The following is a 23689-nucleotide window of genomic DNA, read 5'->3' on the forward strand; positions in this document are numbered from 1 at the left end:
AGATATGTACTGTGCCACCTTCCAAGGGAACGGGGCATCCGCTGCGGCTGCTCGGCGTCTACGCCGTGCTGCTCGCGGTGATCTACGCGTTGGTGTTCTTCACCGGTGACAAGTCGCCGGAACCCAAACTGGGAATCGACCTGCAGGGTGGAACCCAGGTCACGCTGACCCCGCGCACGCCCGACGGCGGTAAGCCGAGCAAGGACAGCCTCAAGCAGGCCCAGCAGATCATCGAATCCCGGGTCAACGGCCTCGGTGTGGCCGGTTCCGAGGTGGTGATCGACGGCAACAACCTGGTCATCACCGTGCCCGGCAGCGACGGGCAGCAGGCGAAGTCGCTGGCCACCACGGCCAAGCTGTACATCCGCCCGGTGGTCGGACAGCCGTTGCCGGTCGGGCCCGACGGCAAGGTCCAGACCGGTGGCGAGCCCGCTCCCGGCGCGGAGCAGCCCGGCACCCCGCCGGCGAACACTCCGGCTCCGGGTGCGGGCCAGCAGGCACCCGCATCGGGTGCGTCGCCCGGTACCGAGTCGAAGCCGTCGAACGACTCCGGCACCGCCTCGGGTACGGCCTCTTCGGGTGAGACGTCCGGCACCGGCGAATCCTCGGGCACGACCGCGCAGAACCGGGTCTTCCCGGCTCCGGCGCAGGCTCCGACGACGCCCGCTCCGGCTCCGGCACCCTCTCCGGAGCCCGGTGCGCCGAATCCGGCGCTGACGCCGCAGCAACAGGCCAAGCAGGAGATCGACGCGGCGCGTGCGCTGCGGCAGAGCACCGACCCGCAGGTCCAGCAGCTGGCAGCCCAGCGACTGGACTGCCACAAGCCCGACCCGCTGGCCGGTAACGACGATCCGAAGCTGCCGCTGGTGACCTGCTCGTCGGACGGCAACGAGGTGTACCTGCTGGCCCCGATGCGCATCGACGGCCAGGACATCAAGGATGCGAGTTCGTCGCTGAACCAGCAGTCGCAGTGGGCGGTCGATCTGACGTTCAAGAACGCCGACGCGTGGGCCGATCTCACCAAGGAATACCTGCAGAAGCAGGTGGCCTTCACCCTCGACTCGAAGGTGATCAGCGCGCCCGTCGTGCAGCAGGGGCCGCAGCTCGGCGGTACCACCCAGATCACCGGCCAGTTCAACGCCTCCACCGCCAAGGAACTCGCCAACTCGCTGAAGTACGGCTCGCTGCCGCTGTCGTTCGAGGTCTCGGAAGCCTCCACGGTGTCGGCGACGCTCGGCCTGGCCTCGCTGCACGCCGGTTTGATCGCCGGTGCGATCGGTTTGGTCGCGGTGCTGCTGTACTGCCTGCTCTACTACCGGATGCTCGGCTTCCTGGCCGGGTTCTCGCTGGTGGCCTCGGGTGTGGCGGTGTACGGGATCATCGTGCTGCTCGGCAGGTGGATCAACTTCACCCTCGACCTGGCCGGTATCGCCGGTCTGATCATCGGTATCGGTATGACCGCGGACTCGTTCGTGGTGTTCTTCGAACGCATCAAGGACGAGATGCGCGAGGGCCGCAGTTTCCGCTCGGCAGTCCCGCGCGGCTGGGCTCGCGCGCAGCGCACCAACCTCTCGGGTAAGACCGTCAGCCTCATCGCCTCGGTGGTGCTCTACATCCTGGCGGCCGGACAGGTGAAGGGCTTCGCGTTCACCCTCGGCCTCACCACCGTGCTCGACGTGGTGGTGCTCTACCTGGTGACCTCGCCGCTGATGATGCTGGCCTCGCGCTCGCCGTTCTGGGCGAAGCCGTCGGTCAACGGTCTGGGCGCGGTGCAGCAGATCGCGCGGGAGCGTAAGGCGGCGGGCACACTCGTAGGGACGGGGTCACGATGAGCGACAATCGCAGTCAGGTGTTGGAGGAACCGATCGTGGACGAGTCGCTGCCCGCCGGGGAAGCGCCGAAGCACGGATTCTTCGAACGCCTCTACACCGGTACCGGCGGCTTCCGGATCGTCGGCCGGCGCAAGCTGTACTACGGCATCGCCGCCGTGCTGGTCCTGATCGCGGTGCTGAGTATCGCGGTGCGCGGCTTCACCCTCGGCATCGATTTCGCCGGTGGTACGAAGATCCAGATCCCGGCGACCAGCGGTATGACCACGACCTCGGTCGAGGACACCTACTCCCAAGCCCTGGGACACAGCCCGGTCACCGTGCAGAAGGTCGGATCGGGTTCCTCGGCCTCCTTCGAGATCCGTTCCGAGACACTGGATTCCGCGCAGCAGGACAAGATCGCGGACGCGCTGTTCACGAAGTACCACCCGAAGGATTCCAGCGGTACGGCCAGCCGCAGCGTCATCAGCGTCACCGAGATCAGCGAGACCTGGGGTGGGCAGATCACCCGCAAGGCGATCATCGCGCTGGTGGTGTTCGTCCTGTTGACGATGGTCTACATCGCCATTCGATTCGAACGCGATATGTCGATCGCCGCCATCGCCTCGCTGTTCTTCAACCTGATCGTCACCGCCGGCATCTATTCGATCGTCGGCTTCGAGGTGACGCCCGCCGCGGTGATCGGTCTGCTGACCATCCTGGGCTACGTGCTCTACGACAACGTCGTGGTGTTCGACAAGGTCGAGGAGAACACCCGCGGCGTTCTGCATCTGACTCGGCGCACCTATGGTGAACAGGCCAATCTCGCCGCCAACCAGACGCTGATGCGCTCGATCAACACCACGGTGATCGGCATTCTGCCCATCGTCGGCATGCTGGTGATCGCGGTCTGGCTGCTCGGTGTGGGCACGCTGAAGGACCTCGCGCTGGTGCAGCTGGTCGGCATGATCGTCGGCGCCTACTCGTCGATCTTCTTCGCCGTGCCGCTGCTGGTGTCGATCAAGGAACGCTTCGGCCCGGTGGCCGCGCACACCCGCAAGGTGCTCGCCAAGCGCGCCGCCGGCGATACCGGCCGCACGGGTGAGGCGCTGGGTCGTCGCAGTTCCGGTGTCCCGGTCGCCACCCGCACCCGCGACAGCGGTTCCGCCGCACCGAGACCCGGTGCCCGGCCCACCGGGAAGCGGCACAAGAGAACCCACTGATGAGGCGAAGGGGGTCGGATCGCGTGCGGCGGACGCTCCGGCGGACATTCGGTGTGATCGCGGCCGGTGCACTGCTCACCGGGGTGATCGCGGGTTGTTCGAGCAAGAACCAGGTGCCATCCATCGGATATGCCGTCGACGCGGTGCCGGCCACCTACAACGGCGGGAGTTCGGCCGGTGTCGCGGGCGGCTCCGCGGCGCTGTTCGCCCGCGTGCTGACCGGGTTCTACTACACCGGTCCGGACGGCCAGCCCGTCGCCGACACCGATGTCGGTACCGCGAACGAGGTGGCCGGCGAGGCGCAGACCATCCGGTACCGGCTCAACCGCGACGCGGTCTATTCCGACGGCGTGCCCACCTCGTGCGACGATCTCGTGCTCGAATGGGCAGCGCGCAGTGGGCGATTCACCAAACCGGGTCCGGGCGGCGCGATTCCGCTGTTCGACGCCGCCTCCACCACCGGCTACTCCGATATCGAGCGGGTCGAATGCCAGCCCGGATCCAAGGACGCCACCGTGGTGTTCCGGCCCGATCATCACTTCCTGGCGTGGCGGACGCTGTTCAACGCCGGGGATCTGATGCCGTCCCATATCGCGGCCAAGGCCGCGGGTGTGCCGAATGTGGTGGCGGCGGTGCAGTCCGGCGACCAGGCCGCATTGGACCGGCTGGCGCAGTTCTGGAATACCGGCTGGAATCTGAAATCCGGTGACATCAACCCCGACCTGCTGCCGTCGTCGGGGCCGTATCGCGTCGAGTCCTACAGCGACGGTGACGGTTTGGTGCTGGTCAAGAACGACAAGTGGTGGGGCAACAAGCCCGCCACTCCCCGAATCGTGGTGTGGCTCAAGAACGCCGACCTGAAGAAGAAGATCTCCGACAACTCCGTCGAGGTGGTCGACATCGGCGCGGGCTCGGTGAAAGACCTGAGCCTGAACAAGTTTTCGGTGAATCAGGCACCGGGCCGCGGCGCCGAGCAGTTGGTGCTGTCCACCGCGGGCGTCTTCGCCTCCGCCGATGCCCGGCGCGCGTTCGCACTGTGCGTCCCCCGGCAGGCGTTGTTCGACACGCTGGGGCATCCGGGCTTCGACAACAAGTCCGGCCTGGGATCCGGGCCCCTCGATTCCCGGACGGTCCAGGCCGATTCGGTGTACTACCCGGCGATCACGGGTCCGGCGGACAAATACCGCGCGGGTGACTCGCCGGGCGCGCAGCGTGCCCTGTCCGCGGCCGGGGTGGCCAATCCGACGATCCGGATCGGCTATCGCAGTCCCGACGACCGTCGTGCGCGCACGGTGGCGATGATCGCGGATGCCTGCAAGGCGGCGGGCGTGACCGTCGTCGACGCCGGTGCGGCGGACTTCACGCCCGCGGAACTGGGCGCCGGCAAGGTGGACGCCGTACTCGGCGGCACCGCGGCCGCCGTGGGCCCCGCCGGTTCCCTGCCGGGGATCGAGGCGACCGCGGCGTTGCGCACCGGCCAGGGCGTGAATTTCGGGCGGTTCGGCAACGGGCGTTACGATGCGATCGCGGATCAGCTTGCGGCGGACGACAATTCGGTGACGGTGTTGAATCTCGACACCGAGGCCGAGAATCTGCTGTGGAACGAGATGCCGTCGATCCCGCTGTTCAACACGCCTCGGACCGTAGCGTTCGGGAAAGGGCTGGAGAACGGGGTCGCGAGCCCCACCAAGGCCGGTGCGGGCTGGAATATGGACCGCTGGGTGTTGCGGCGGTGAGCGTCCTCGGACGCTGGATGAGGGAGCGGGTGTAGATGAGTAAGCACACGATGGTGGAAACGGCCGAAACCGCGGAGGAGAAGGTCGCGCGGACCGCCGAGGTGGTCGGGCGACTGACGCGCTGGCACGACGATTTCCCCACCCCCGGTGTGCGTTTCGCGGATCTGACCCCGGTATTCGCCGATGCCGAAGGCTTCCACGCGGTGATCGAATGCCTGGCCGCCTGCGCTCCCGACGCCGATCTGGTGGCCGGCGTGGACGCGCGCGGATTCCTGCTGGGCGCGGGTGTGGCGGCGCTGCTGGGGACCGGGGTCGTGGCCGTGCGCAAGGGTGGCAAGCTGCCGCCACCGGTGCTCTCGCGTGAGTACACCCTCGAATACGGCTCCGCCGCACTGGAAATTCCTGCCGACGGCATCGACCTCAGTGGCCGCAAGGTGCTGCTGCTCGACGATGTCCTCGCCACCGGCGGCACGCTGGCCGCCGCGGCGGAACTGTTCCGCAGTGCCGGGGCGCAGGTGGTCGCGACCGCGGTGGTACTCGAGATCGGCGAGCTCGGCGGGCGCGCTCGCCAGGGCGAATACCCGCTGACTTCGATCGTGCAGGTGTAAATCGCGTGTCGGTTGTGGGGCCCGCGCGGGGGTCGTTATGCTGACGTGCGGCAAGGGGGCCCGGATGAACGACCGACGGACGATCGCATGAACGAGTACCGCAGTGCGCGCGACAATGCCGGAACAGGAGACGCCGACCGGTGGTGGCGATGAGCCGTAGTCGGCGTACCCGAATCGGGGCCGCTCTGGCGGGCGCGGTGGGCGTGGCGTTCATCGTCGGCGCCGCGACCGCCGCGGCTACTCCTTCGGTGGCGCTGCGCGGCGGCGCCACCGTCACGGCCCGGGTCACGGGGGAGAAGGCCGGACAAACCTGCCGGATCACCGGCTCGGATATCGATATGCCCTGGCGTACGGTCGGTTCCGACGGTTCGGTGGAGTTGGACAGCGGACCGGTCTCGTCCGGACGCCACAGCGCTCGCGTCGTCTGCCAGGATCCGCGCACCGGCGCGGCCTCACAGCATGCGGTGGGTAAGGAAGAGGACGTCTTCACCGGGCATTGGGCCCCGGCCTTCGAATTCCTGCACCATCACCGGATGGAGTTCCTTACCCCGCACGAGCCCTGAGCTGGTTCGACCCTGGGCTGATAGAACACCGAGTCGATCCGCTTCCGGCGCCACTAGATCCGCGCCAGCAGCCGGGCGATGATCCCGGTCACTACAAGCCAGAACACCGCTGCCAGACCGTAGTTGATGATGATGTCCCAATCTCGGGAGCCGGTGTTGAACAGGCCCGGGAAGAACAGCGCCAGCGGTTCCGCCAACCCCTTGATGAAGGTGAAGAACCGGTTGGTCTGGTTGGCGTCGAAGATCTGCAGCAGGATGTAGACGATCTCGATCAGAGCGAGCACACCGCCGATCGTGCTGACGATCGCCGCCAGCCCACCCGTGCGGTTCGTGCCATAGGTTCTATATCTGTACATGCCGGCCGAATACCCGCCTGACGGCGTTGAACGCAACCGATTTTGTCCAGAGGTCTGAACTTCCACAAATGTGAGCGCTGCTCTTGACAGGGGTGCGCCCGTAGGCGATGATTGAGTCATCGAAGAGAGCAGCGCTCACAAAAGCGAGGAGTAGTCATGAACGCCACCCGGTACATCGCGCCCACCGGCATCGACCCGATCATGAACCGGATGTTCAACGCCCTGCCGAAATGGGGCATCAGCGTGATGGGTTCCCGGCTGCTTGCCGTGCGCGGTCGCACCTCCGGGGAGTGGCGGACCACGATGGTCAACGTCCTGCAGGATGCGGACGGAACCCGGTATCTGGTCGCTCCTCGCGGTCGTACCCAGTGGGTCCGCAATATCCGCGTCGCCGGCGGCGGAGAGTTGCGGCTCGGGCGCAAGACCGAGGTGTTCACGGTGACCGAGGTCGCCGACGCCGACAAGGTGCCCGTGCTGCGGCTGTACCTGAAGAAGTGGGGCTGGGAGGTCGGCAAATTCTTCGAGGGCGTGACCGCCGACGCCACCGACGCCGAACTCGCCGCCATCGCGCCCGGCTTCCCGGTCTTCCGAATCAACTGAGCCGCAACGGCTTCCGTCGCCGGTGACGCGTATCACCGGCGACATGATCTTGCGGCCCGCCTTTCGGTCCGCTAAAGTTGTCGAGTCTTGTTTCCGTTGATCGGAGTTCTGCCGTTGCTCTTCTGAGGTAGCCATCGCGTGGCCCGCACATCTGCGCGCCATTCCCGCCGCCCTCAGGAGCACGCATATGTCTATTTCGACTATTTCTCTGTCCGATCTCACCTTCGTATGGCCCGACGGCACCCCTGTGTTCGACGGTCTCGACGCGGTTCTCGGACCCGGCCACGTCGGTGTGGTGGGCAGTAACGGAGCCGGAAAATCCACGCTGTTGCGCCTGTTCACCGGAGAATTGCGCCCCGTACGTGGTTCGGTGACGGTGGCCTGCCGGCTCGGATATCTGCGCCAGGATCTCGGCTTGGCCGCGGGACAGCGCGTCGACGCCGTACTCGGCATCGGCGAGGTGCGCGCCGCGCTGCATCGCATCGAATCCGGCGCCGGAACCGAGGCCGATTTCGAGCAGGTCGGAAACCGCTGGGATGTCGAGGAATCGGCGATCGCGCTGCTCGGCCGGCTGGGCCTGAACTACCTCGCCGACGATGTCGCACAGCTGGATCGGCGCCTGGACACCCTGTCCGGCGGGGAGACGGTACTGCTCGGACTGGTGGCCGAACTGCTGCGCGAACCCGATGTGCTGTTGCTCGACGAACCCACCAACAATCTGGATTCGGCTGCGCGGCAACGTCTTTACGATGTGGTCGAGGGATTCTCCGGCACCGTGCTCACCGTCAGCCACGACCGCGAACTGTTGCGGCGGGTCACCACCATCGCCGAACTGCGGCGCGGTGAGATCCGCACCTTCGGCGGGAATTTCGACGAGTACGAGCAGATCGTCGAGGCCGAACAGGAGGCCGCGCGCGCGGCGATCCGCGATGCCCGCAGTGATGTGCGTAAACAGTCGCGCGAACTGGTGGAGGCCAGGATCAAACTGGACCGGCGCCAGCGCTACGGGCAGAAGATGTGGGACACCAAACGCGAGCCGAAGATCGTGATGGCCGAGCGCAAACGCCAGGCGCAGGTGTCGGCGGGCAAACTGCGCAACAACCACATCGCGAAAGTGGAGGAGGCCAGATCGACCCTGGAGCAGGCCCAGGAACTGCTGCGCGACGATCGGGAGATCCGCGTCGACCTGCCGGGAACCAGGCTCTATCCCGGCCAGGACGTGGTGGCGATGGAACAGGTGCGGCTGGCCAACGGACCGGTGGTCACGCTGCGGGTGAACGGTCCCGAACGCATCGCCCTCACCGGGCGCAACGGCGCCGGCAAGACGACCCTGCTGCACCGTCTCGTCGAGGAACCGCCGAAGGTGCCGTGGCGGCTGCTGCCACAGCGACTCGACATCTTCGACGAGCGGCTGTCGGTCTTCGACAATGTCTCCGCGGCGGCGCCACACGCCGGCGCCGAGCAGATCCGCGCACAGCTGGCGCGGTTCCTGTTCCGTGGCGCCGACGCCGATGTCGCGGCGGGGGCGCTGTCGGGCGGCGAGCGGTTGCGGGCCGCGCTGGCGATGCTGCTGCTCGCCGAACCGGCGCCGAAACTGCTGCTGCTCGATGAGCCCACCAACAACCTCGATCTGCCCAGTCTCCGCCACCTCGCCGAGGCGCTGACCAGCTTCGAGGGTGCGCTGATCGTAGTCAGCCACGACCCGCGCTTCCTCGATGAGATCGGCATCACGCGCCGCCTCGAATTGACCCCGGACGGCTTGGTGGATGAATCGGACTCCGGAACCGGTTGAACGAACGGGGTGCGTCGGGCCGGACCGGTGCGCCTTGGGGAAAACTCCTACTAAAGTGGGTGTTCTGGGCTGTTGAAGCGGTCGGCTAGGGTGTGGCGATCGAGGCGTGAGAGGTGGTGGCATGACTCAGCATCTGGAGAAGGCGAATGCCGGGAATTCGGCAGCTGGTGATGCCGCGCCGGCTGCCGCACCGGCGACTCCGCCGGCCACCCCCGCCGCGCCGCGTCCGGCGGCGTCGAAGTCGGGCGCCGACCGGAGCGGGCAGCCCGCGGCGCCCTCGCCGCGGAACATGCCGATGAAGCAGCCGGGTACGCCGGCGGCGGTGCCGAGTTCGGCCTCGCGCCGGGTGCGGGCCCGGCTGGCCCGCCGGATGACCGGGCAGCGGGGTATCGCCGCCGTCAAGCCGGTGCTGGAGCCGCTGGCGACCGTGCACCGGGAGCTGTATCCCAAGGCGAATCTGCAGTTGCTGCAGCGCGCCTTCGACGTGGCCGACGAGAAGCATTCGCATCAGTTCCGCAAGTCGGGCGACCCGTACATCACCCACCCGCTGGCGGTGGCCAACATCCTCGCCGAACTGGGGATGGACACCACCACGCTGGTGGCCGCTCTGCTGCACGACACCGTCGAGGACACCGGCTATTCGCTGGACGAGCTGACCGCGGATTTCGGATCCGAGGTGGCGCATCTGGTCGACGGCGTGACCAAGCTGGACAAGGTCAACCTCGGCGCGGCCGCGGAGGCCGAGACGATCCGCAAGATGATCATCGCGATGGCCCGCGATCCCCGGGTGCTGGTGATCAAGGTCGCCGACCGGCTGCACAATATGCGCACGATGCGCTTCCTGCCGCCCGAGAAGCAGGCGAAGAAGGCGCGCGAAACGCTGGAAGTCATTGCGCCACTGGCGCATCGGCTCGGTATGGCCACGGTCAAATGGGAGCTCGAGGATCTGGCGTTCGCGATCCTGCACCCCAAGAAGTACGACGAGATCGTGCGGCTGGTCGCCGACCGCGCACCGTCGCGCGACACCTACCTGGCGCGGGTGCGGGCCGAGATCGTGAACACGCTGGCGGCGAGCCGCATCAACGCCATCGTCGAGGGCCGGCCCAAGCACTACTGGTCGATCTATCAGAAGATGATTGTCAAGGGTAAGGATTTCGACGACATCCACGACCTGGTCGGCATCCGGATCCTGTGCGACGAGGTGCGCGACTGCTATGCCGCGGTCGGCGTGGTGCATTCGCTGTGGCAGCCGATGGCGGGCCGGTTCAAGGACTACATCGCCCAGCCGCGCTACGGCGTCTACCAGTCGCTGCACACCACCGTGGTGGGCCCGGACGGCAAACCGCTGGAGGTGCAGATCCGTACTCAGGACATGCATCGCACCGCCGAATTCGGTATCGCCGCGCACTGGCGCTACAAGGAGACCAAGGGCAAACATTCCGGCGACGCCGCCGAGGTCGACGATATGGCCTGGATGCGGCAGCTGCTGGACTGGCAGCGGGAGGCGGCGGATCCGGCCGAGTTCCTCGAGTCGCTGCGGTTCGACCTGAAATCCCCGGAGATCTTCGTGTTCACGCCGAAGGGCGATGTGATCACGCTGCCGCAGGAGTCGACTCCCGTCGACTTCGCCTACGCGGTCCATACCGAGGTGGGCCATCGCTGCATCGGCGCGCGGGTCAACGGCCGGTTGGTGGCGCTGGAACGGCAGCTCGAGAACGGTGAGGTCGTGGAGATCTTCACCTCGAAGGCGCAGAACGCCGGTCCCAGCCGGGACTGGCAGAACTTCGTGGTGTCGCCGCGGGCGAAGGCCAAGATCCGGCAGTGGTTCGCCAAGGAACGCCGCGAGGAGGCGCTCGAGGCCGGTAAGGAGCAGATCTCCAAGGAGGTCCGCCGCTCCGGTCTGCCGCTGCAGCGGCTGATGAGCGTGGACGCGATGTCCGCATTGGCGCACGAACTGCACTATGCCGACATCTCCGCGCTGTACGCGGCGGTGGGCGAGAACCAGGTCTCGGCGCACCACGTCGTGCAACGCCTGATGGCGCAGCTCGGCGGCGTCGGCGACGTGGAAAACGAACTGGCCGAACGGAGTACGCCGTCGACGCTGCCGGCGCGGCAGCGCACCATCGGCGATGCCGGGGTCGAAATCCCCGGCGCTCCCGGTACGGTCGCGAAGCTGGCCAAATGTTGTACACCGGTACCGGGCGACGAGATCATGGGCTTCGTGACCCGCGGCGGCGCGGTGAGTGTGCACCGGACCGACTGCACGAACGCGGATTCGCTACGCGCGCAACAGGAACGGATCATCGAGGTCAAATGGGCGCCCTCGCCGTCGTCGGTCTTCCTGGTGGCGATTCAGATCGAGGCGCTGGACCGCACCCGGCTGCTGTCGGATGTGACCAAGGTGCTGGCCGACGAGAAGGTCAATATCCTGTCCGCGTCGGTGATGACCTCCGGTGACCGGGTGGCGATCAGCAAGTTCACCTTCGAGATGGGCGATCCGAAGCATCTGGGTCATCTGCTGAACGTGGTCCGCAATGTGGAGGGCGTCTACGACGTCTACCGGGTGACCTCGGCGGCCTGATCCGCCGGGGGCAGCTCCGCCTGGGCACGCGACAGCTGTACCGCGGCCACGCACATCACCAGGACGGAAGCGATGACGACGATCGTGCCGATCGGGCCGGTCCGCAGTCGCTCGTCGAGCACGGTGACGCCGAGGAAGGCCGCGCCGAGCGGTTCGGCGACGGTGAAGGCCGGCAGCGAGGCCGACAGCGCCCCGACCTGGTAGCCGCGCTGTTGCAGATAGAGCCCCACGATGCCCGCGGCGACCAGGGTGTACAGCTGCCAACTGGTGAGCGCTGTGCCGAGTCCACGCCCGAAGAGATGGATGACGTGCTGGGTGAGCGCGGCGGAGACGCCGAACAGCAGACCGGCCGCGGTTCCCAGCATGAGCGCCTGCAACCCGGTCACTCGGACCACCACCGCCACCACGACCGCGGCGGCGACCACGCCGAGAACCAGCACGAGCGGCCACATCCAGGTCGACCACGGCGCATCGGGGATGCCCTCGGTGGGGTCGCCGACGACGAGGAAACAGGCCAGTGCGGCCGAGAGCGCGATCGCGTGCGCCCACATGACCGGCGTGACCGGGCGGCGGCTGTAGTGCGCGGCCAGCGGCAACGCGAAGACCAGGGCCGTCACCAGGATCGGCTGCACGATCAGCACCGATCCCAGCGCCAGCGCCACCACCTGGAAGACGAAGCCGCCGGCGTCGCCGATGATGCCGGCCCACCAGCGCGGATTGCGAACGAGCTGGGCTACCAGCGCGTCACCGGCCGGCACGTCGGCCGCCGCGCGTTGCTGGGCGACCGCCGACACGGCGAACAGCAGGGCGCCGACGAAGGCGCAGACGACCGCGGCGACGGGAAAGTTGCTCACCCGATCAGTCTGCCGTCCGCGACCGGGTGCCCGGCATCGGGGACCGGTGTGCCGATCCGAGGGTGGTGTGGTGACGGCGCTGTGAGACCGCGGAACCGCGATGGCATTTCGGAATAGGCGGAATGTGCGGTACGGGCGAATGGCAATTGTTCGGCAACACATTTCGGGCCGGTTTCCGCAGCGGCGGCGAGTTGCCCTCCGCCGGGCGCGAATTACGCATTCGCCGCAAAGTTGCCGAGGCTCATGCCGACTCTCGGTGCCGGTCGGCCGGTCCGGCCGCGACGAATCCTTCGCGCAGGTAGGAAGGTTCGCGGGCGGCGATCGCGGATGTGCTCGCGCGCCGACGGGGGCCTGCACTCCGAGCCGGATTCTGTTACGGTTTATTGCGTTTCGGGGCGCGCGCGATGTTCGGCGACAACTCGAATCCACATGATGATCGCCGGACGGGTCGCAGTGGCACTCGACCCTCAGAACTGTTGCAGACAGCGGGTTTAAAGGGGGTCAGATCATGCTGACCGTGCTGACATGCTCGGCGGTGACCGTACCGGTCGCGTCGGGTCCTCATTGCCGATTTCGCGCATCCACATCCGCGCCGGCCCTCGATTCGGCGTTCGAGATACCCCCGTTCACACCCCTTGACCTGCCTGGATGTGGTATCGCCCGAATCTCGGCGGCCTCGGACGGCGCGTCGAGTTCGCCGAATTCGTCGGGTACGGGACAATTTCCGTTCGGGAAGGGCCTCGGTGACGCCGCACCCGGTGGTGTGCCGTTGGCGACGTCCCATGGCGGTACCGCTGACAACAACTACCCGTTCTCCACGAACTGATCGCCGAGAGGGTCCGACGATGCTGCACGACGTGCCCGGCTCCGCGGGGATGAGGGAATGTTGAAGCCGTACAAAGAAGTCCAACGGTGGTTCCCGGCGCTGGAACCCGAACATGCCGTTCCCGCGGCCGCGCCGGGGGAATCCGACGCCGTCGACGACGAGGCGGAACCTGGAGCGGCGCGGTACCCGCACTACATCCGTGACACCGAGCCCGAGCCGTTCGACATTCCGTTCGCCGACGAACCGGCCACCCGGCGCAGCGAATTCGTCGGGGGCTGGACCGACTGGGTCGGCAGCCACGCACCCGGGCCGGACGACGACTATCCGGTCCACGAGGGTGAGGTACTGCGCCTGCCCCGCGACGCCGAGACCGGCGAGGGCCGGGCTCGTGGCCGCCGCCGGACCCGCCCGGCCGGTGCCGACGGCGACGATGCGGAGGGGTCCGGGGCGCGCTCACCGGGCGACGACGCGGACGAGCGCGACGACGTGGACACTCCCGAGTGGATTCTGCCGCCCCGGCGCGAACATGGCGACGGCGCCGCGGGCCGGATCGTGCGCCGCGCCCCGGGCCCGGCCTCACCGGCCCTGCGCGACTACATCCGCCCGAGCCGGCTGCGGGTCGCGCTCGTCCTAGCGGTAGCCGTGTTATTGCTGGTCGCCGCAGGCGGTTTCGCCCTGTACGTGCTGCGCTCCGGTGACGGAAGGCAGTCGGTGGCGCCGCTGCCGGCGCGCCCGGCCGTGGGCGACGACGCGCCGATGCTGCGGCTCACCTCGGCGTTCGGCGCCGATTCCGGCCCGCGGGTGGGTTCGGCCGGGCACTGCCCCACCGAACGGTCCTCGCGTGTGGTGCGCGGCGCCGAGGTCGGCGGCACCGATTCCGGGCCGGACGCGATCATGTGGTTCCAGCACGCCTTCTACGTCGAACGCTCGGCCGAGCGTGCGCGCGAGGTGGTGGCGCCGGATGCGGCGGTCTCACCGGCGCCGGTGATCCAGCGCGGCATCGCCTCGGTGCCGCTGGGCACCGACTATTGCGTGCGGGTGGTCACTGTGGACGACAACAGGTATTCGGTGGAGGTGACCGAACGGCGGCCGGGCGCGGCCCCCGCCACCTACGACAAGCAGTTGGTGACCACCGCGGTGGTCGGCGGCCGCACCCTGATCACGGGCATCACGGCCGGGTAAGAGGAGAGCTGAGATGGGACAGGACTGGAGCCGATGGCTCGACGAGACGTCCGACGCGGACGTCGCGGCGGGCTCGCGACCGCGTGGACGGGCGCCGGTGGTCCGGTTACGCAAGGGTCGGCGTGACGACGGCGAGGGCGGCGGCCTGCCGCGTCCGATCCTGGTCGTCGGCGGCTGCGGTGGCGCCGGAACCACCACCACCGCACTGGGACTCGCGGGTGAACTGGGCGCGGAGGCGGCGGCCGTCGCCGTCGACGCCACCGTGGCCGGCAGCGACCTGGCCCTGCGCGGCGCCGACGAACATCTGAGCCCGATCAGTCTGCAGCAGTGGCTGTACGGCCGCGGTGACGACGAACCGGCGCCGCTGAAGGAATGTCTCTCGCAGGCGAGCTCCGGTATCGGCCTGCTGTGGCGCGACGCCTCCCCGTTGCGCCGCCGCGCCACTTATCTGACGGTGGCCCGGGCCGTCGCCGACGCCGGATACACCCCGGTGTACGACGGCGGCAGCCCGATCGCCGCCCGTCAGCTGCGGCCGCTGCTCGAGGACGCGGAAGTGGCTCTGGTGCTGTCGATTCCGGCGCGTGCCGACGCCGCCAATCGTTTGCGGGTCACGCTGGAATGGCTCGACGACGAATTCGGCGGTCACGCCGAGGGGCAGGGCGGCGGCATCGTGGGCGACACCACCATCGTGATCTCACATCAGTTGCCCGGCAACAACTCTCGGGTGGCCGACCATCTGCGCGAACACCTCACCGGCTGGGTGCGCGACATCCGCGAGATCCCGTACGACACCCACCTGGCGCGCGGAGAGCTGGTGCGCCACAACGCACTCGATGCCGAAACCCGGAGGGCGTACCGGCGGCTGCTCAGCGGGATGGCATCATGACCGCGGCCATGAAGGAACCTCGCTCTTCCGAAAACCCGCCTGCGGCAGGCGTTGTCGCACCGGCGGAGTCTCGTCGCGCGCCCATCTGGGACCGTCCGGTACCGGGCGCCGGACGTGCGCCGCTGGTGTGGTTGCTGGGGGTGCACGGCGGCGCCGGAGCCAGTACCCTCGCGCATGTGCTTGCGCCTGCGGCGGATTCGCACCGGCGCTGGCCCGGTGTGTTCGAACGCGAATCACCTTTCGTGGTGCTGGTCGCCCGCGAGACCATCGCCGGGCTGACTCGCGCCCATGATCTGCTGCGCCAGCACCGGGCCGGGCTCGCGGGGCCGAGCGAGGTGCTGGGCCTGGTGACCGTGGCCGCGCGCCCGGGCCGGATCCCGGCCGAGATCCGGCGCTACCGCGATGTGGTCGGCGCATTGGCCGGGGAGGTGTGGCAGATGCCCTGGATCGAGGAGTGGACGCTGGTCGAACCCGATCAGCTTCCGGTGTGGTCGCCGAGCGACCCGCCACCACAGCAGCGCAAACGCAAACTCGATCCGCTGCAAGAAGTTCCGCACGAGGTGGACGCGCTGGGAATGAGCATCGTCGACCTCGTGCGGGAGACGGTCGGTGCCGGTTCGCAACAGGAGGAGCAACGATGATCGTGCCCGGACGTTGTGCTGCCGCGACCACGCCGACAGCTGTTTCCGACGGTGTACCTCCGGTACCCGGCTTTGTATTCCGATCACCTATTGAGAAGGACGCTCGATGAGTACCATCCTGGCCGCTGTACACGAGACGTACGGCGTTGTTCTCGCTCAGGTCGGGAATCCGACACCCGAGACGCCGCCGGCCGCCGACAAGCTCATGAAACTGGTGCGCTACTTCACGTGGTTCGTGCTGCTGTCGGGCATCTTGGGCATCACCTACGCCGGTGGCCGCTTCGCCTGGGAGAAGTGGACCGGTGGCGGCCTGGAATCGCCGAAGATGGTGGCGGGCGCCATGATCGGCGGCATCGTCGCCACCAGTGCGGGCACGATCATGAACGCAGTCATCGGATCGTGAGGGGCGCCGCGATCGTGCTGGCCTACAAGCAGATGCCCGCGGACGTGATCGAACCGATCATGCAGCTGATCAACTGGTTACTGTGGTGCGTGCTGTTGCTGTGCCTGGCCTGGATGATCATCTCCGCGGGCCGGCTGTGGTCGGCGATGCGCGACGATATGGCCGTCAACGACGCCTCGCACGGCATCGTGATGAGCCTGATCGGCGCCATCGTGGCCAGTTCGGCAAGTGCGATCGCATTGACCCTGCTTCCTGCGTGAGCCGGTGACAGATTTCCGTATGCACGCCGACGACACCACGGCGACAACCACATTCGACGAAACGACATTCGACGACGACCTGCGACGGGAGGTGACGGTATGAGTAACAAGGACACCTACGACGAGCGCAGCGGCGTCTCCTTCGGCGTCATCGTCTCCGCTGCCGTGATCGCCCTGATCGTGATCGTCGGCGTCTTCGTCTACGTCGGCCGCGACACCTCCTCTTCCGCAGCCCGGAAAGCGGATCCGCCGCCCTCGCCCGTCGCGGGCTCGGGCGCGACCGGATTCGCCGGACCCGATACGGATCTGTTCGGCCGGCGGGTCGATATTCCCAACAACCCTGCGGGACAACCGCTTCCGCAGAACTCCGCGCAGCAGCACAGCTCGTCGGATTCGGACTGGCTGACCGCGGCACCCGCCGGCACCACCGAACCGCGCGGCTGGCAGCGGGTCTACGGCGCCTCGGTGCCGTTCTCCACCAGCGACGGTCCGACCCGGATCGATGACAAGGGACTGGCCGTCGGCTATTCCCACACACCGCAGGGGGCGGCATTGGCGGCGGCGCAGATCACCTATCGGCTCAACGCGCGGCCCGGCGACCGGGAGCTGTACGTGCGCCAGGTGCGGGTCTCGGCCCAGCAGATCGCGGCCTACGACAAGGCGCGCGGTGACGGCAAACTGCCCGATCAGCAGCCGGCGCGGATCACCAAGTACCTGGTCGCACCCGACGCGTTCCAGATCGAGAACTATGCCGACGATATGGCGATCGTGCGGCTGGCCGCCCGCGGGCCGAACAACGACGGCAAACAGGTGTGGGCGGCGATCCGGCTGATCATGGTGTGGGACAACGGGGATTGGCGACTCAAACCCACCGACACCAGAGCCACGCCGAGTGAATACGTCGACACCCTGCAGGGGTGGACCCGATGGTGAGCACAGCGATTTCGAGAAAGGCACGAGAGTCAGCCGATGGTCCGGATCGATTCCCTGCGACGCATCGAGGAGTGGATCTCATGGTGAGGCGCATCGTCACGATCCTCGCGGTCGTGTTCACCGTCATGATCGCGACCCCGACGGTGGCCTACGGGCAGACCTACGGATTCGACCAGACCTGTAACGAGATTCACGACGATCTCGACGGTCTGGGCCTGCCCGGCGTATCGCTCGGCGACGCCGCCTCCGCGGCGTGCAAGGCCGGCAACGCCGCCACCCATCCCGGTGACGCCGCGAACGCGGTGAAGGACAAGGCGTGGGATTCCACCTTCGGCAAGGTGGTCGACTCGTTGATGAACGGTCTGGGCGAGGCGCTGATCCTGGCGCTCACCTTCTGGATGAAGGTGCCCAACGATCGCATCAGCGACGGGGGAGCGCTGTTCCAGAAGATCAACGACTACACCTATCAAGCGCAGATTCTGTTGCTGATCGTGTCGGTGATCCTGTCCGGCGCCAGACTCGCCGAAGCCAGACGCGGTGCGGCACTGAGCGAGGCCGCGGAATCGTTCCGGATGTTCGCCCGCGTGGTCTTCAGCTCCTGGATGCTGGGTGCGGTGGTGGTCGCGGGTACGCAGGCCTCGGACCGCTTCTCGCAGTGGGTGATCGAGGACGCCACCAACGGCAATGCCCGCAGCCTCGCCGAGTTGATGGTGAAAACCTCCAAGCTGCAAGCATTTTCGCCCGGCCTGGTGCTGATCATCGCGATCGTCGGCCTGCTCGGCGCGTTGGCTCAGATCGTGCTGGCCATCGTGCGCCAGGGCATGCTGGTGGTAGCCGCGGGTGTGCTGCCGCTGGCCGCGGCGGCGTCGGGCACCAGTACCGGCCGCCAGGCGTATCCGAAGCTGATCGGCTGGATCATCGCGTTCATGCTGTGGAAACCGGTGGCCGCGATCGTCTACATGATCGCCTTCGTCACCGCCGGTGACACCAACTCGACGACACCGACCTCGGGTCTGCCGGACGCCGACCAGGCGCAGCGGATGCTGGTCGCGATCGTACTGCTGTGCAGTGTCGCCTTCGTCCTGCCCGCGCTGATGCGGCTGGTCACCCCGGCGGTGGCGATCGCCGGCAGCGGTGGATCCGGCCTGGGCGCCACCGGAGCGGTGCTGCTGGGAGCAGCCGCATTGGGCGCGGTGGGTACCAAGGCGGTCGGCGTGCGCACGCAAGCGGCGGCGGGAGCGCCGGGATATGTGGGCCGCAACGGAGGTCAGCGTCCGCCCGGCGGTACCGGTCGCGGCGGCAGTCCCCGGCCTGTTCCGCCGCGCGGCCCGCGCCCGGGCGGCGGTGGCGGGGGTCAGCAGGCGCCCGCGAGTCCGCGCGCACCCGGCGGTGCCGCGGCGGTACCATCCGGCGCGTCGCGAGCCATGAACAACATCGCGACGGCCCGGGCCGCGGGCGCGCACCTCAACCGCGCCGACGAAGCCATGGGCGATATCGCCGGTGACCGCTGGACCAACCGCGCACCCGACCTCGGCAGGAGCACCATCCCGCGATGACGACGACCGACACCTACGAGCGCCGCTCGTACGGGCTGTGGCAGAAGCCCCGCAGCGCAGGCCTTTTCGGGTTGCGCTGGGGGGAGACGGTGCTCGGCTTCGTCGTCGTCATCACCGCCCTGATGACGGCGCTGGTCGCCGGGCCGAAACCGGCGCTGTTCGTCGCGATCATCGGTGTGGTCGTGATGGTTCCACTGGTGTGGCGGACGGGGGGCCGCTCCGGTTACGAGACGGGATTGATGATGTTCCATTGGTTGCGCGGCCGCAGCAAGGGCGAGCACGTCTATCGCGGCGGCCGGTTCTCCCGCATTCCCGGCGGCGTCGCGCGCCTGCCCGGACTGATGGCGCCCTCGCGGCTGTACGAGGGAATCGACGCCGGCGGCTACAGCTTCGGCATGATCCATCTGCCGCAATTCGCGCAGTACACGGTCGTGCTGCGGGCCTGGCCGCAGGGACACGAGGCGGTCGACCAGCCGGTGATCGATCGGTGGGTGTCGGCCTGGGGAACCTTCCTGGCCTCGCTGGGACAGACCTCCGACATCGTCGCGGTGGTTCCGGTGATCGATACCGTGCCGGAGACCGGAAACCGTTTGCTCACCGAGGTTTCCACCATCACCCGGCCGGAGTCGCCGGCGCTGGCGCAGCAGGTGATGTACGAGCTGGCAACCGAATTGCCACAGGAGCGCGTGCAATTGCTGCCGCGCGTGGCAATCACGTTCAAGGCCACCACCGCCGAACGACGCAAGAATCCGGCCGAGGAGGCCGTCGAGATCGGTCGTCGGCTGCCGGGGATCTGCGCGGCGCTGGCCGAAGCGGGCGTGCGGGCGCAGCCGATGTCGGCCGACGAGGTGATCTCGTTCATCCGCCGCAGCTACGACCCGGCCGCGCAGGCCGATCTGGAAGTGGCCGCCGGCGAGATCGGCGGGCACGGGCTGGATTGGGCCGACGCCGGCCCGATCTCGCACGAGGAACGCTGGGATCAGTTCATCCACGACGGCGGCCGCTCGGTCACCTGGGAGATGGACGCCGCACCCGAGGGCGCGGTCGACGAGCGGGTGCTGCAGCGCCTGCTGGCACCGAATCCGGAGGTCCCGCGCAAGCGGATCGCGATCGTCTACCGTCCCCATTCGGCCGCCGACGCCGCCGAGATCGTGGACGACGACTACAAGAACGCGCTGGTCGCGCAGCAGAGCGAACGGGGCGTGGTCTCCGCCTCGGCGACGCTGCGGGTGGGCGCCACCCAGCAGGCGCGTGAGGAACAGGCGCGCGGTCACGGCGTGACCCGATTCGGTGCGCTCGTCACCATCACCGAACCGCTGCGCGGTGATCTGCCGCGGATCGAAGCCATTACCCGCGACCTGTCCACACAGGCCCGGTTGAAGATCCGGCGTTGCTACCGCTACCAGGCGGCGGCCTTCGCGGCCTCACTCGGCTGCGGGGTGATCCTGCCGGAACACGCGAGTATTCCCAAGGCATTGGCGGGGTGAGCGCAGATGGCAGGTGAGCACGAGCCGCCGGTTCGCTACCGGGGCGAACCACCGCGCTACAGCGAACGGGTGGTGGATCCGGAGAACCCGGTCCAGGCCCGCCCGCGCACGCGCACGGCCCACGACGACGAGTGGGGCGTCGAGGCCTACGCGCCCGGCCTGCCGCGCTCGGAATACGGTGGCGCACCTGCTGATTGGGACGACGTACCGCTGCGACCGGCGCGCCGGCGAGCACGACGCGAGGAGGGCGAGCGCACCCGACCTGACGCTGCCGCGCCGCAGGAACGCGGTGGGCGGGCGACGGGGCACTCGCGCACGGATGCCGGTGTGGACGGTGCGGGACGCACCCGAGGAACGGCGGCTCCCCGGCGGGAGACCGAGCGTCGCCCGGCACCCGAACCGGGTGCGAGCGGCGGTGCGCCGCATCGTGGTTCGGGCGGTGACCCGATCTCCGGCGAGCGTGGCTCGGGAAGTCCGCGGCGGCGCGGTGACGATGCCGCGAGGCACGGATCCGGCGGCGGCGAGCGTGCGATGCGGCGGGCCGAGTCGGAGCCGGGGCGTCGTCGTCCGGCGGATGGCGACCGAGACGGATCGGCCGGGCGCGACGGGAACCGCCGCGGGACCGGCGATGCGGGCGGCGCCCGCGGCCGTGCGGGCGGGGGTGCGGTGGAGTCCGAGCGGAACCGGGGCGGCCGGTCGACATCGGAGTCGGCGCGCAACCGGTCCTACGGTGGCCGGGACATCGACCGGTCGAGCACGCACCCGGGGCGCGATACCGGATCGACCGGTGACGCGCTACCGCAAACGACCTTGTCCGAGAACGACGAGACGCGCGACGACGTCGCGACGACCCGCACGGCGACGCCGCGAGCCGGTAGCCGGATCGCGGGCGGGGAGGACAGCGCGGACCGCGAAAGCCATGGCGCCGAACGCGATACGGTGACGCCGACGACAGCGAGCGGCCCTCGACAGCAAGGGGGCGGCACAGCCGAGAAGTCCGGGCGGGACGGGAGCGCGGCCGGAGTGGTTCGGCCGTCGCCCGGTGATGCGGACTCGCCGACCGCGACGCGCCCGGTGCCGAGCGGCCACGACTCACCGGACCAGGGTGCGGACCTCGTGGACGGCGACCGCGCCGCTCGAGCCGAGGAGGCCGAGCGGGACGCCTCCGCGGCCGGCGCCGAATCCGCGCGCACCCGCGCGAGCGGTCGAGCCGATGCGGCGGGCGGCGCCTCCGCCGACGACCGGATCGCGGCACGGTCCGGCGGTGCCACCGCGTCCGCGTCTCGCGTCGCCGACCACGATGCGGCGCACGACAATTCGGCCGGTGCCCGCACCCGGCGCCCGGTGAGCGGGCCGGAGGACCGGTCCGACGATCGAGAGATTTCCTATGCGCATGGCACCCCGCACCCGGCCGAGCTGCCGGCCGGATTCGACCAGGTATCGCCCGAGACGCGCGGAGGGCGCTACATGACCGGCGACTACGAGCCGGCGCCGCGGCGGAGTACGCGCACCGAATACAATTCCGGGTCGTCGCGCCGCCGGACGGAAGCGCCCGCGCGGCGATCCGGCCGGGGCCAGCGCACGCTCCGTGATCGCAACGGCTCGAAAATGGCGTCCTACGAACAGCTTTCGCGGGCTGCTCGTGCCGACGCCGAAGCGGGCAATCGGCGGGATCGGCGCAGTAAACCGGTCAAGAAGAAGAATCAGGGCCCGCCTCTGCTCGACGACGCGGCCCGGGCGCGGCTGGAGGCGGTGGCCCGCGAGGGCGCCGGATTGCGCGCCGCCTGGGCGGCGTTCCGGATTCGCACCGACGACCTGCGCCGCGTCAACGCCGCGGCTCGCATCGAATCGGTCGTCGAGGACGGATTCGACCGCGGCACGGCGCAATTGACCGATCGCGGCTATGTCGGTCCCGGCGGCGGCCGGATGAACGTGGTGGGCCGCCCGGTCGAATACCGGGCCACCACCGCGCAGGTCGCCGGACTGTGGCCGTGGTCGGTGGGCGCCGGCGCCCCGCTGATCGGCACCCCGCTCGGCTCGCACCTGCACACCGGCGCGCCGGTGTGCTTCGACCCGATGAACTGGTTCATGCGCGGCAGTTTCATCACCGCCCCGAGCCTGTTCGTGCTGGGACTCAACGGTTTCGGTAAGTCGTCGCTGGTGCGCCGCATCGTGCTCGGCGGTGTCGCCCAGGGCATCACGCCGCTGATCCTGGCCGATGTGAAACCCGACTACCGCAAGCTGGTGGAGATGGTCGGCGGCCAGGTCATCGACCTCGGCTACGGACACGGCAAGCTGAATCCGCTCGCCGGTGGTGTGCTCGGCTCGATCGTGCCGCTGCTGGACGACCTGCCCGCACTGCAGCTGCAGGTGACCCAGGAATTGCGGGCCCGTCAGGTGACGTTGATCGCGGGTCTGGTGGAACTCGTACGCGGCGCCCGCGTGCGCGACTACGAGGAGACGTTGATCTCCACGGCGCTGCGCATCCTGTACCGCGAGGGCAGCGGCTTCGCGCCGGAATCGCCGCCGATCATGGAGGATCTGCTCGAGGTGGTGGTCGGCGGCGGCCAGGAGCTGATGCTCGATGCCGGCGCCGACAACGCCGAGGAATACCACGAGGCCACCAAGGGGCTGCGGCGGTCGCTGCGCGCACTGACCCAAGGACCGTTCGGCGCGGTCTTCAACGGTCAGACCACGACACCGATCGACACCTCCTCGGTGGCGGTCTGCATCGACGTCTCGCACATCCCGACCGGGGACAAGAAGCTCAAAGCCGGTGTGATGCTGGCCTGCTGGGCCGACGGCTTCGCCTCGGTGGAGGCCGCGCACGTCCTCGCCGACGGCAAACTGGGACCGCAGCGCTACTTCCAGGTCGTCATGGACGAGCTGTGGCAGGTGCTGGGACTGGGCGACTTCATGGTCGACCGCGTCGACGAACTGACCCGTCTGCAGCGTGGCATGGCGACCTCGCTGATCATGATCAGCCACACCATCAAGGACCTGCAGTCGCTCGGATCCGAGGCCGCGATCGCGAAGGCGCTGGGCTTCCTGGAACGCGCGCGCGCCAAGATCTTCGGTGCGCTGCCGCCCGAGGAGATCAGCCGCCTGGACTCGACGATCCCGTTCACCTCCGCCGAGGAGGAGATGGTCACCAGCTGGTCGGCCCCGCAGGCGCTGACCGGCGAGGCGCTCAAACCCGGCCAGGCCCGGCCGCCCGCGCCCGGCACCGGAAAGTTCCTGCTCAAGATCGGTGAGGATCGCCGCCCCGGCATCCCGTTCCATATGGAGTTCACCGTGTCGGAAAAAGAGAGCGGAATCCACGAGACCAACCAGCGTTTCAGCGAATTCACCGAATCCACGGCCCGGCGGGGCGACGAGGGGAGTGCCGCGTGAT

19 protein-coding genes are annotated in these 23689 nt (G+C 68.5%); 17 read left to right on the forward strand and 2 right to left on the reverse strand.

The window, feature by feature from the left end:
* Window positions 1-11 precede the first annotated feature (11 nt).
* The 5 genes from secD (at window position 12) to NE2_RS06450 (ending at window position 5938) form a co-directional block, all read left to right on the forward strand.
* Window positions 12-1832, forward strand: a complete 1821-nt coding sequence (gene secD / locus NE2_RS06430) for a protein translocase subunit SecD (protein ID WP_063024763.1) — start codon at window positions 12-14, stop codon at window positions 1830-1832.
* Entirely contained in the window at window positions 1829-3031 is a 1203-nt protein-coding gene (gene secF, locus NE2_RS06435; RefSeq protein ID WP_063024765.1) for a protein translocase subunit SecF, read from the forward strand. The genes secD and secF overlap by 4 nt, the downstream gene beginning before the upstream one ends.
* Window positions 3031-4767, forward strand: a complete 1737-nt coding sequence (locus NE2_RS06440) for an ABC transporter substrate-binding protein (protein WP_063024768.1) — start codon at window positions 3031-3033, stop codon at window positions 4765-4767. The genes secF and NE2_RS06440 overlap by 1 nt, the downstream gene beginning before the upstream one ends.
* A gap of 50 nt (window positions 4768-4817) precedes the next feature.
* Window positions 4818-5375 carry an adenine phosphoribosyltransferase gene (locus NE2_RS06445; protein ID WP_373862225.1) on the forward strand — a complete coding sequence of 186 codons (558 nt, stop codon included), beginning with the start codon at window positions 4818-4820 and terminating at the stop codon, window positions 5373-5375.
* Between the two features lie 149 nt (window positions 5376-5524).
* Window positions 5525-5938, forward strand: coding sequence for a hypothetical protein (locus NE2_RS06450; protein WP_146165225.1), 414 nt, complete (start codon window positions 5525-5527; stop codon window positions 5936-5938).
* Window positions 5939-5991: 53 nt separating this feature from the next.
* Here NE2_RS06450 and NE2_RS06455 read toward each other — a convergent pair whose 3' ends face one another.
* The gene (locus NE2_RS06455) at window positions 5992-6294 is read right to left on the reverse strand and encodes a hypothetical protein (RefSeq protein ID WP_063024774.1); all 303 of its coding nucleotides are present in this window, start codon (window positions 6292-6294) and stop codon (window positions 5992-5994) included.
* A 156-nt stretch (window positions 6295-6450) separates the two neighbouring features.
* Here NE2_RS06455 and NE2_RS06460 point away from each other — a divergent pair, with 156 nt between their 5' ends.
* The 3 genes from NE2_RS06460 to NE2_RS06470 all read left to right on the forward strand — a co-directional run bounded on the left by NE2_RS06460 (window position 6451) and on the right by NE2_RS06470 (window position 11267).
* The gene (locus tag NE2_RS06460) at window positions 6451-6894 is read left to right on the forward strand and encodes a nitroreductase/quinone reductase family protein (protein WP_063024776.1); all 444 of its coding nucleotides are present in this window, start codon (window positions 6451-6453) and stop codon (window positions 6892-6894) included.
* Window positions 6895-7081: 187 nt separating this feature from the next.
* Window positions 7082-8686, forward strand: coding sequence for an ABC-F family ATP-binding cassette domain-containing protein (locus NE2_RS06465; protein WP_063024778.1), 1605 nt, complete (start codon window positions 7082-7084; stop codon window positions 8684-8686).
* A gap of 289 nt (window positions 8687-8975) precedes the next feature.
* On the forward strand, window positions 8976-11267 hold the full coding sequence (locus NE2_RS06470; RefSeq protein ID WP_269750183.1) for a RelA/SpoT family protein: 2292 nt from the start codon (window positions 8976-8978) through the stop codon (window positions 11265-11267).
* Here NE2_RS06470 and NE2_RS06475 read toward each other — a convergent pair.
* Window positions 11243-12121 carry a DMT family transporter gene (locus tag NE2_RS06475; protein WP_063024782.1) on the reverse strand — a complete coding sequence of 293 codons (879 nt, stop codon included), beginning with the start codon at window positions 12119-12121 and terminating at the stop codon, window positions 11243-11245. The two genes, NE2_RS06470 and NE2_RS06475, sit on opposite strands and share 25 nt — an antisense overlap.
* A gap of 883 nt (window positions 12122-13004) precedes the next feature.
* Between NE2_RS06475 and NE2_RS06480 the strand changes: the two genes are divergently transcribed.
* The 9 genes from NE2_RS06480 to NE2_RS36955 all read left to right on the forward strand — a co-directional run bounded on the left by NE2_RS06480 (window position 13005) and on the right by NE2_RS36955 (window position 23688).
* Window positions 13005-14129, forward strand: a complete 1125-nt coding sequence (locus tag NE2_RS06480) for a DUF8176 domain-containing protein (RefSeq protein ID WP_063024784.1) — start codon at window positions 13005-13007, stop codon at window positions 14127-14129.
* A gap of 13 nt (window positions 14130-14142) precedes the next feature.
* Window positions 14143-15015, forward strand: a complete 873-nt coding sequence (locus NE2_RS06485; RefSeq protein ID WP_030513929.1) for a hypothetical protein — start codon at window positions 14143-14145, stop codon at window positions 15013-15015.
* Between the two features lie 176 nt (window positions 15016-15191).
* Window positions 15192-15656 carry a hypothetical protein gene (locus NE2_RS06490; RefSeq protein WP_227463131.1) on the forward strand — a complete coding sequence of 155 codons (465 nt, stop codon included), beginning with the start codon at window positions 15192-15194 and terminating at the stop codon, window positions 15654-15656.
* A gap of 106 nt (window positions 15657-15762) precedes the next feature.
* Window positions 15763-16059: a hypothetical protein gene (locus NE2_RS06495; protein WP_030513931.1), complete on the forward strand. Its 297-nt coding sequence runs from the start codon at window positions 15763-15765 to the stop codon at window positions 16057-16059.
* A complete protein-coding gene (locus NE2_RS06500) occupies window positions 16056-16319 on the forward strand; it encodes a hypothetical protein (protein WP_306304678.1) in 264 nt (87 codons plus the stop codon). Before NE2_RS06495 ends, NE2_RS06500 begins: the two co-directional genes overlap by 4 nt.
* A 99-nt stretch (window positions 16320-16418) precedes the next feature.
* Window positions 16419-17252, forward strand: a complete 834-nt coding sequence (locus NE2_RS06505) for a DUF8175 domain-containg protein (protein ID WP_063024786.1) — start codon at window positions 16419-16421, stop codon at window positions 17250-17252.
* A gap of 80 nt (window positions 17253-17332) precedes the next feature.
* On the forward strand, window positions 17333-18808 hold the full coding sequence (locus NE2_RS06510; protein WP_030513934.1) for a hypothetical protein: 1476 nt from the start codon (window positions 17333-17335) through the stop codon (window positions 18806-18808).
* Window positions 18805-20295 carry an SCO6880 family protein gene (locus tag NE2_RS06515; RefSeq protein WP_030513935.1) on the forward strand — a complete coding sequence of 497 codons (1491 nt, stop codon included), beginning with the start codon at window positions 18805-18807 and terminating at the stop codon, window positions 20293-20295. The genes NE2_RS06510 and NE2_RS06515 overlap by 4 nt, the downstream gene beginning before the upstream one ends.
* A gap of 6 nt (window positions 20296-20301) precedes the next feature.
* Entirely contained in the window at window positions 20302-23688 is a 3387-nt protein-coding gene (locus NE2_RS36955; protein ID WP_228816957.1) for a hypothetical protein, read from the forward strand.
* The last annotated feature ends 1 nt before the right edge of the window (window position 23689 follow it).

It is taken from the genome of Nocardia elegans NBRC 108235 (genome assembly GCF_001612845.1).
Lineage (GTDB): Bacteria > Actinomycetota > Actinomycetes > Mycobacteriales > Mycobacteriaceae > Nocardia > Nocardia nova.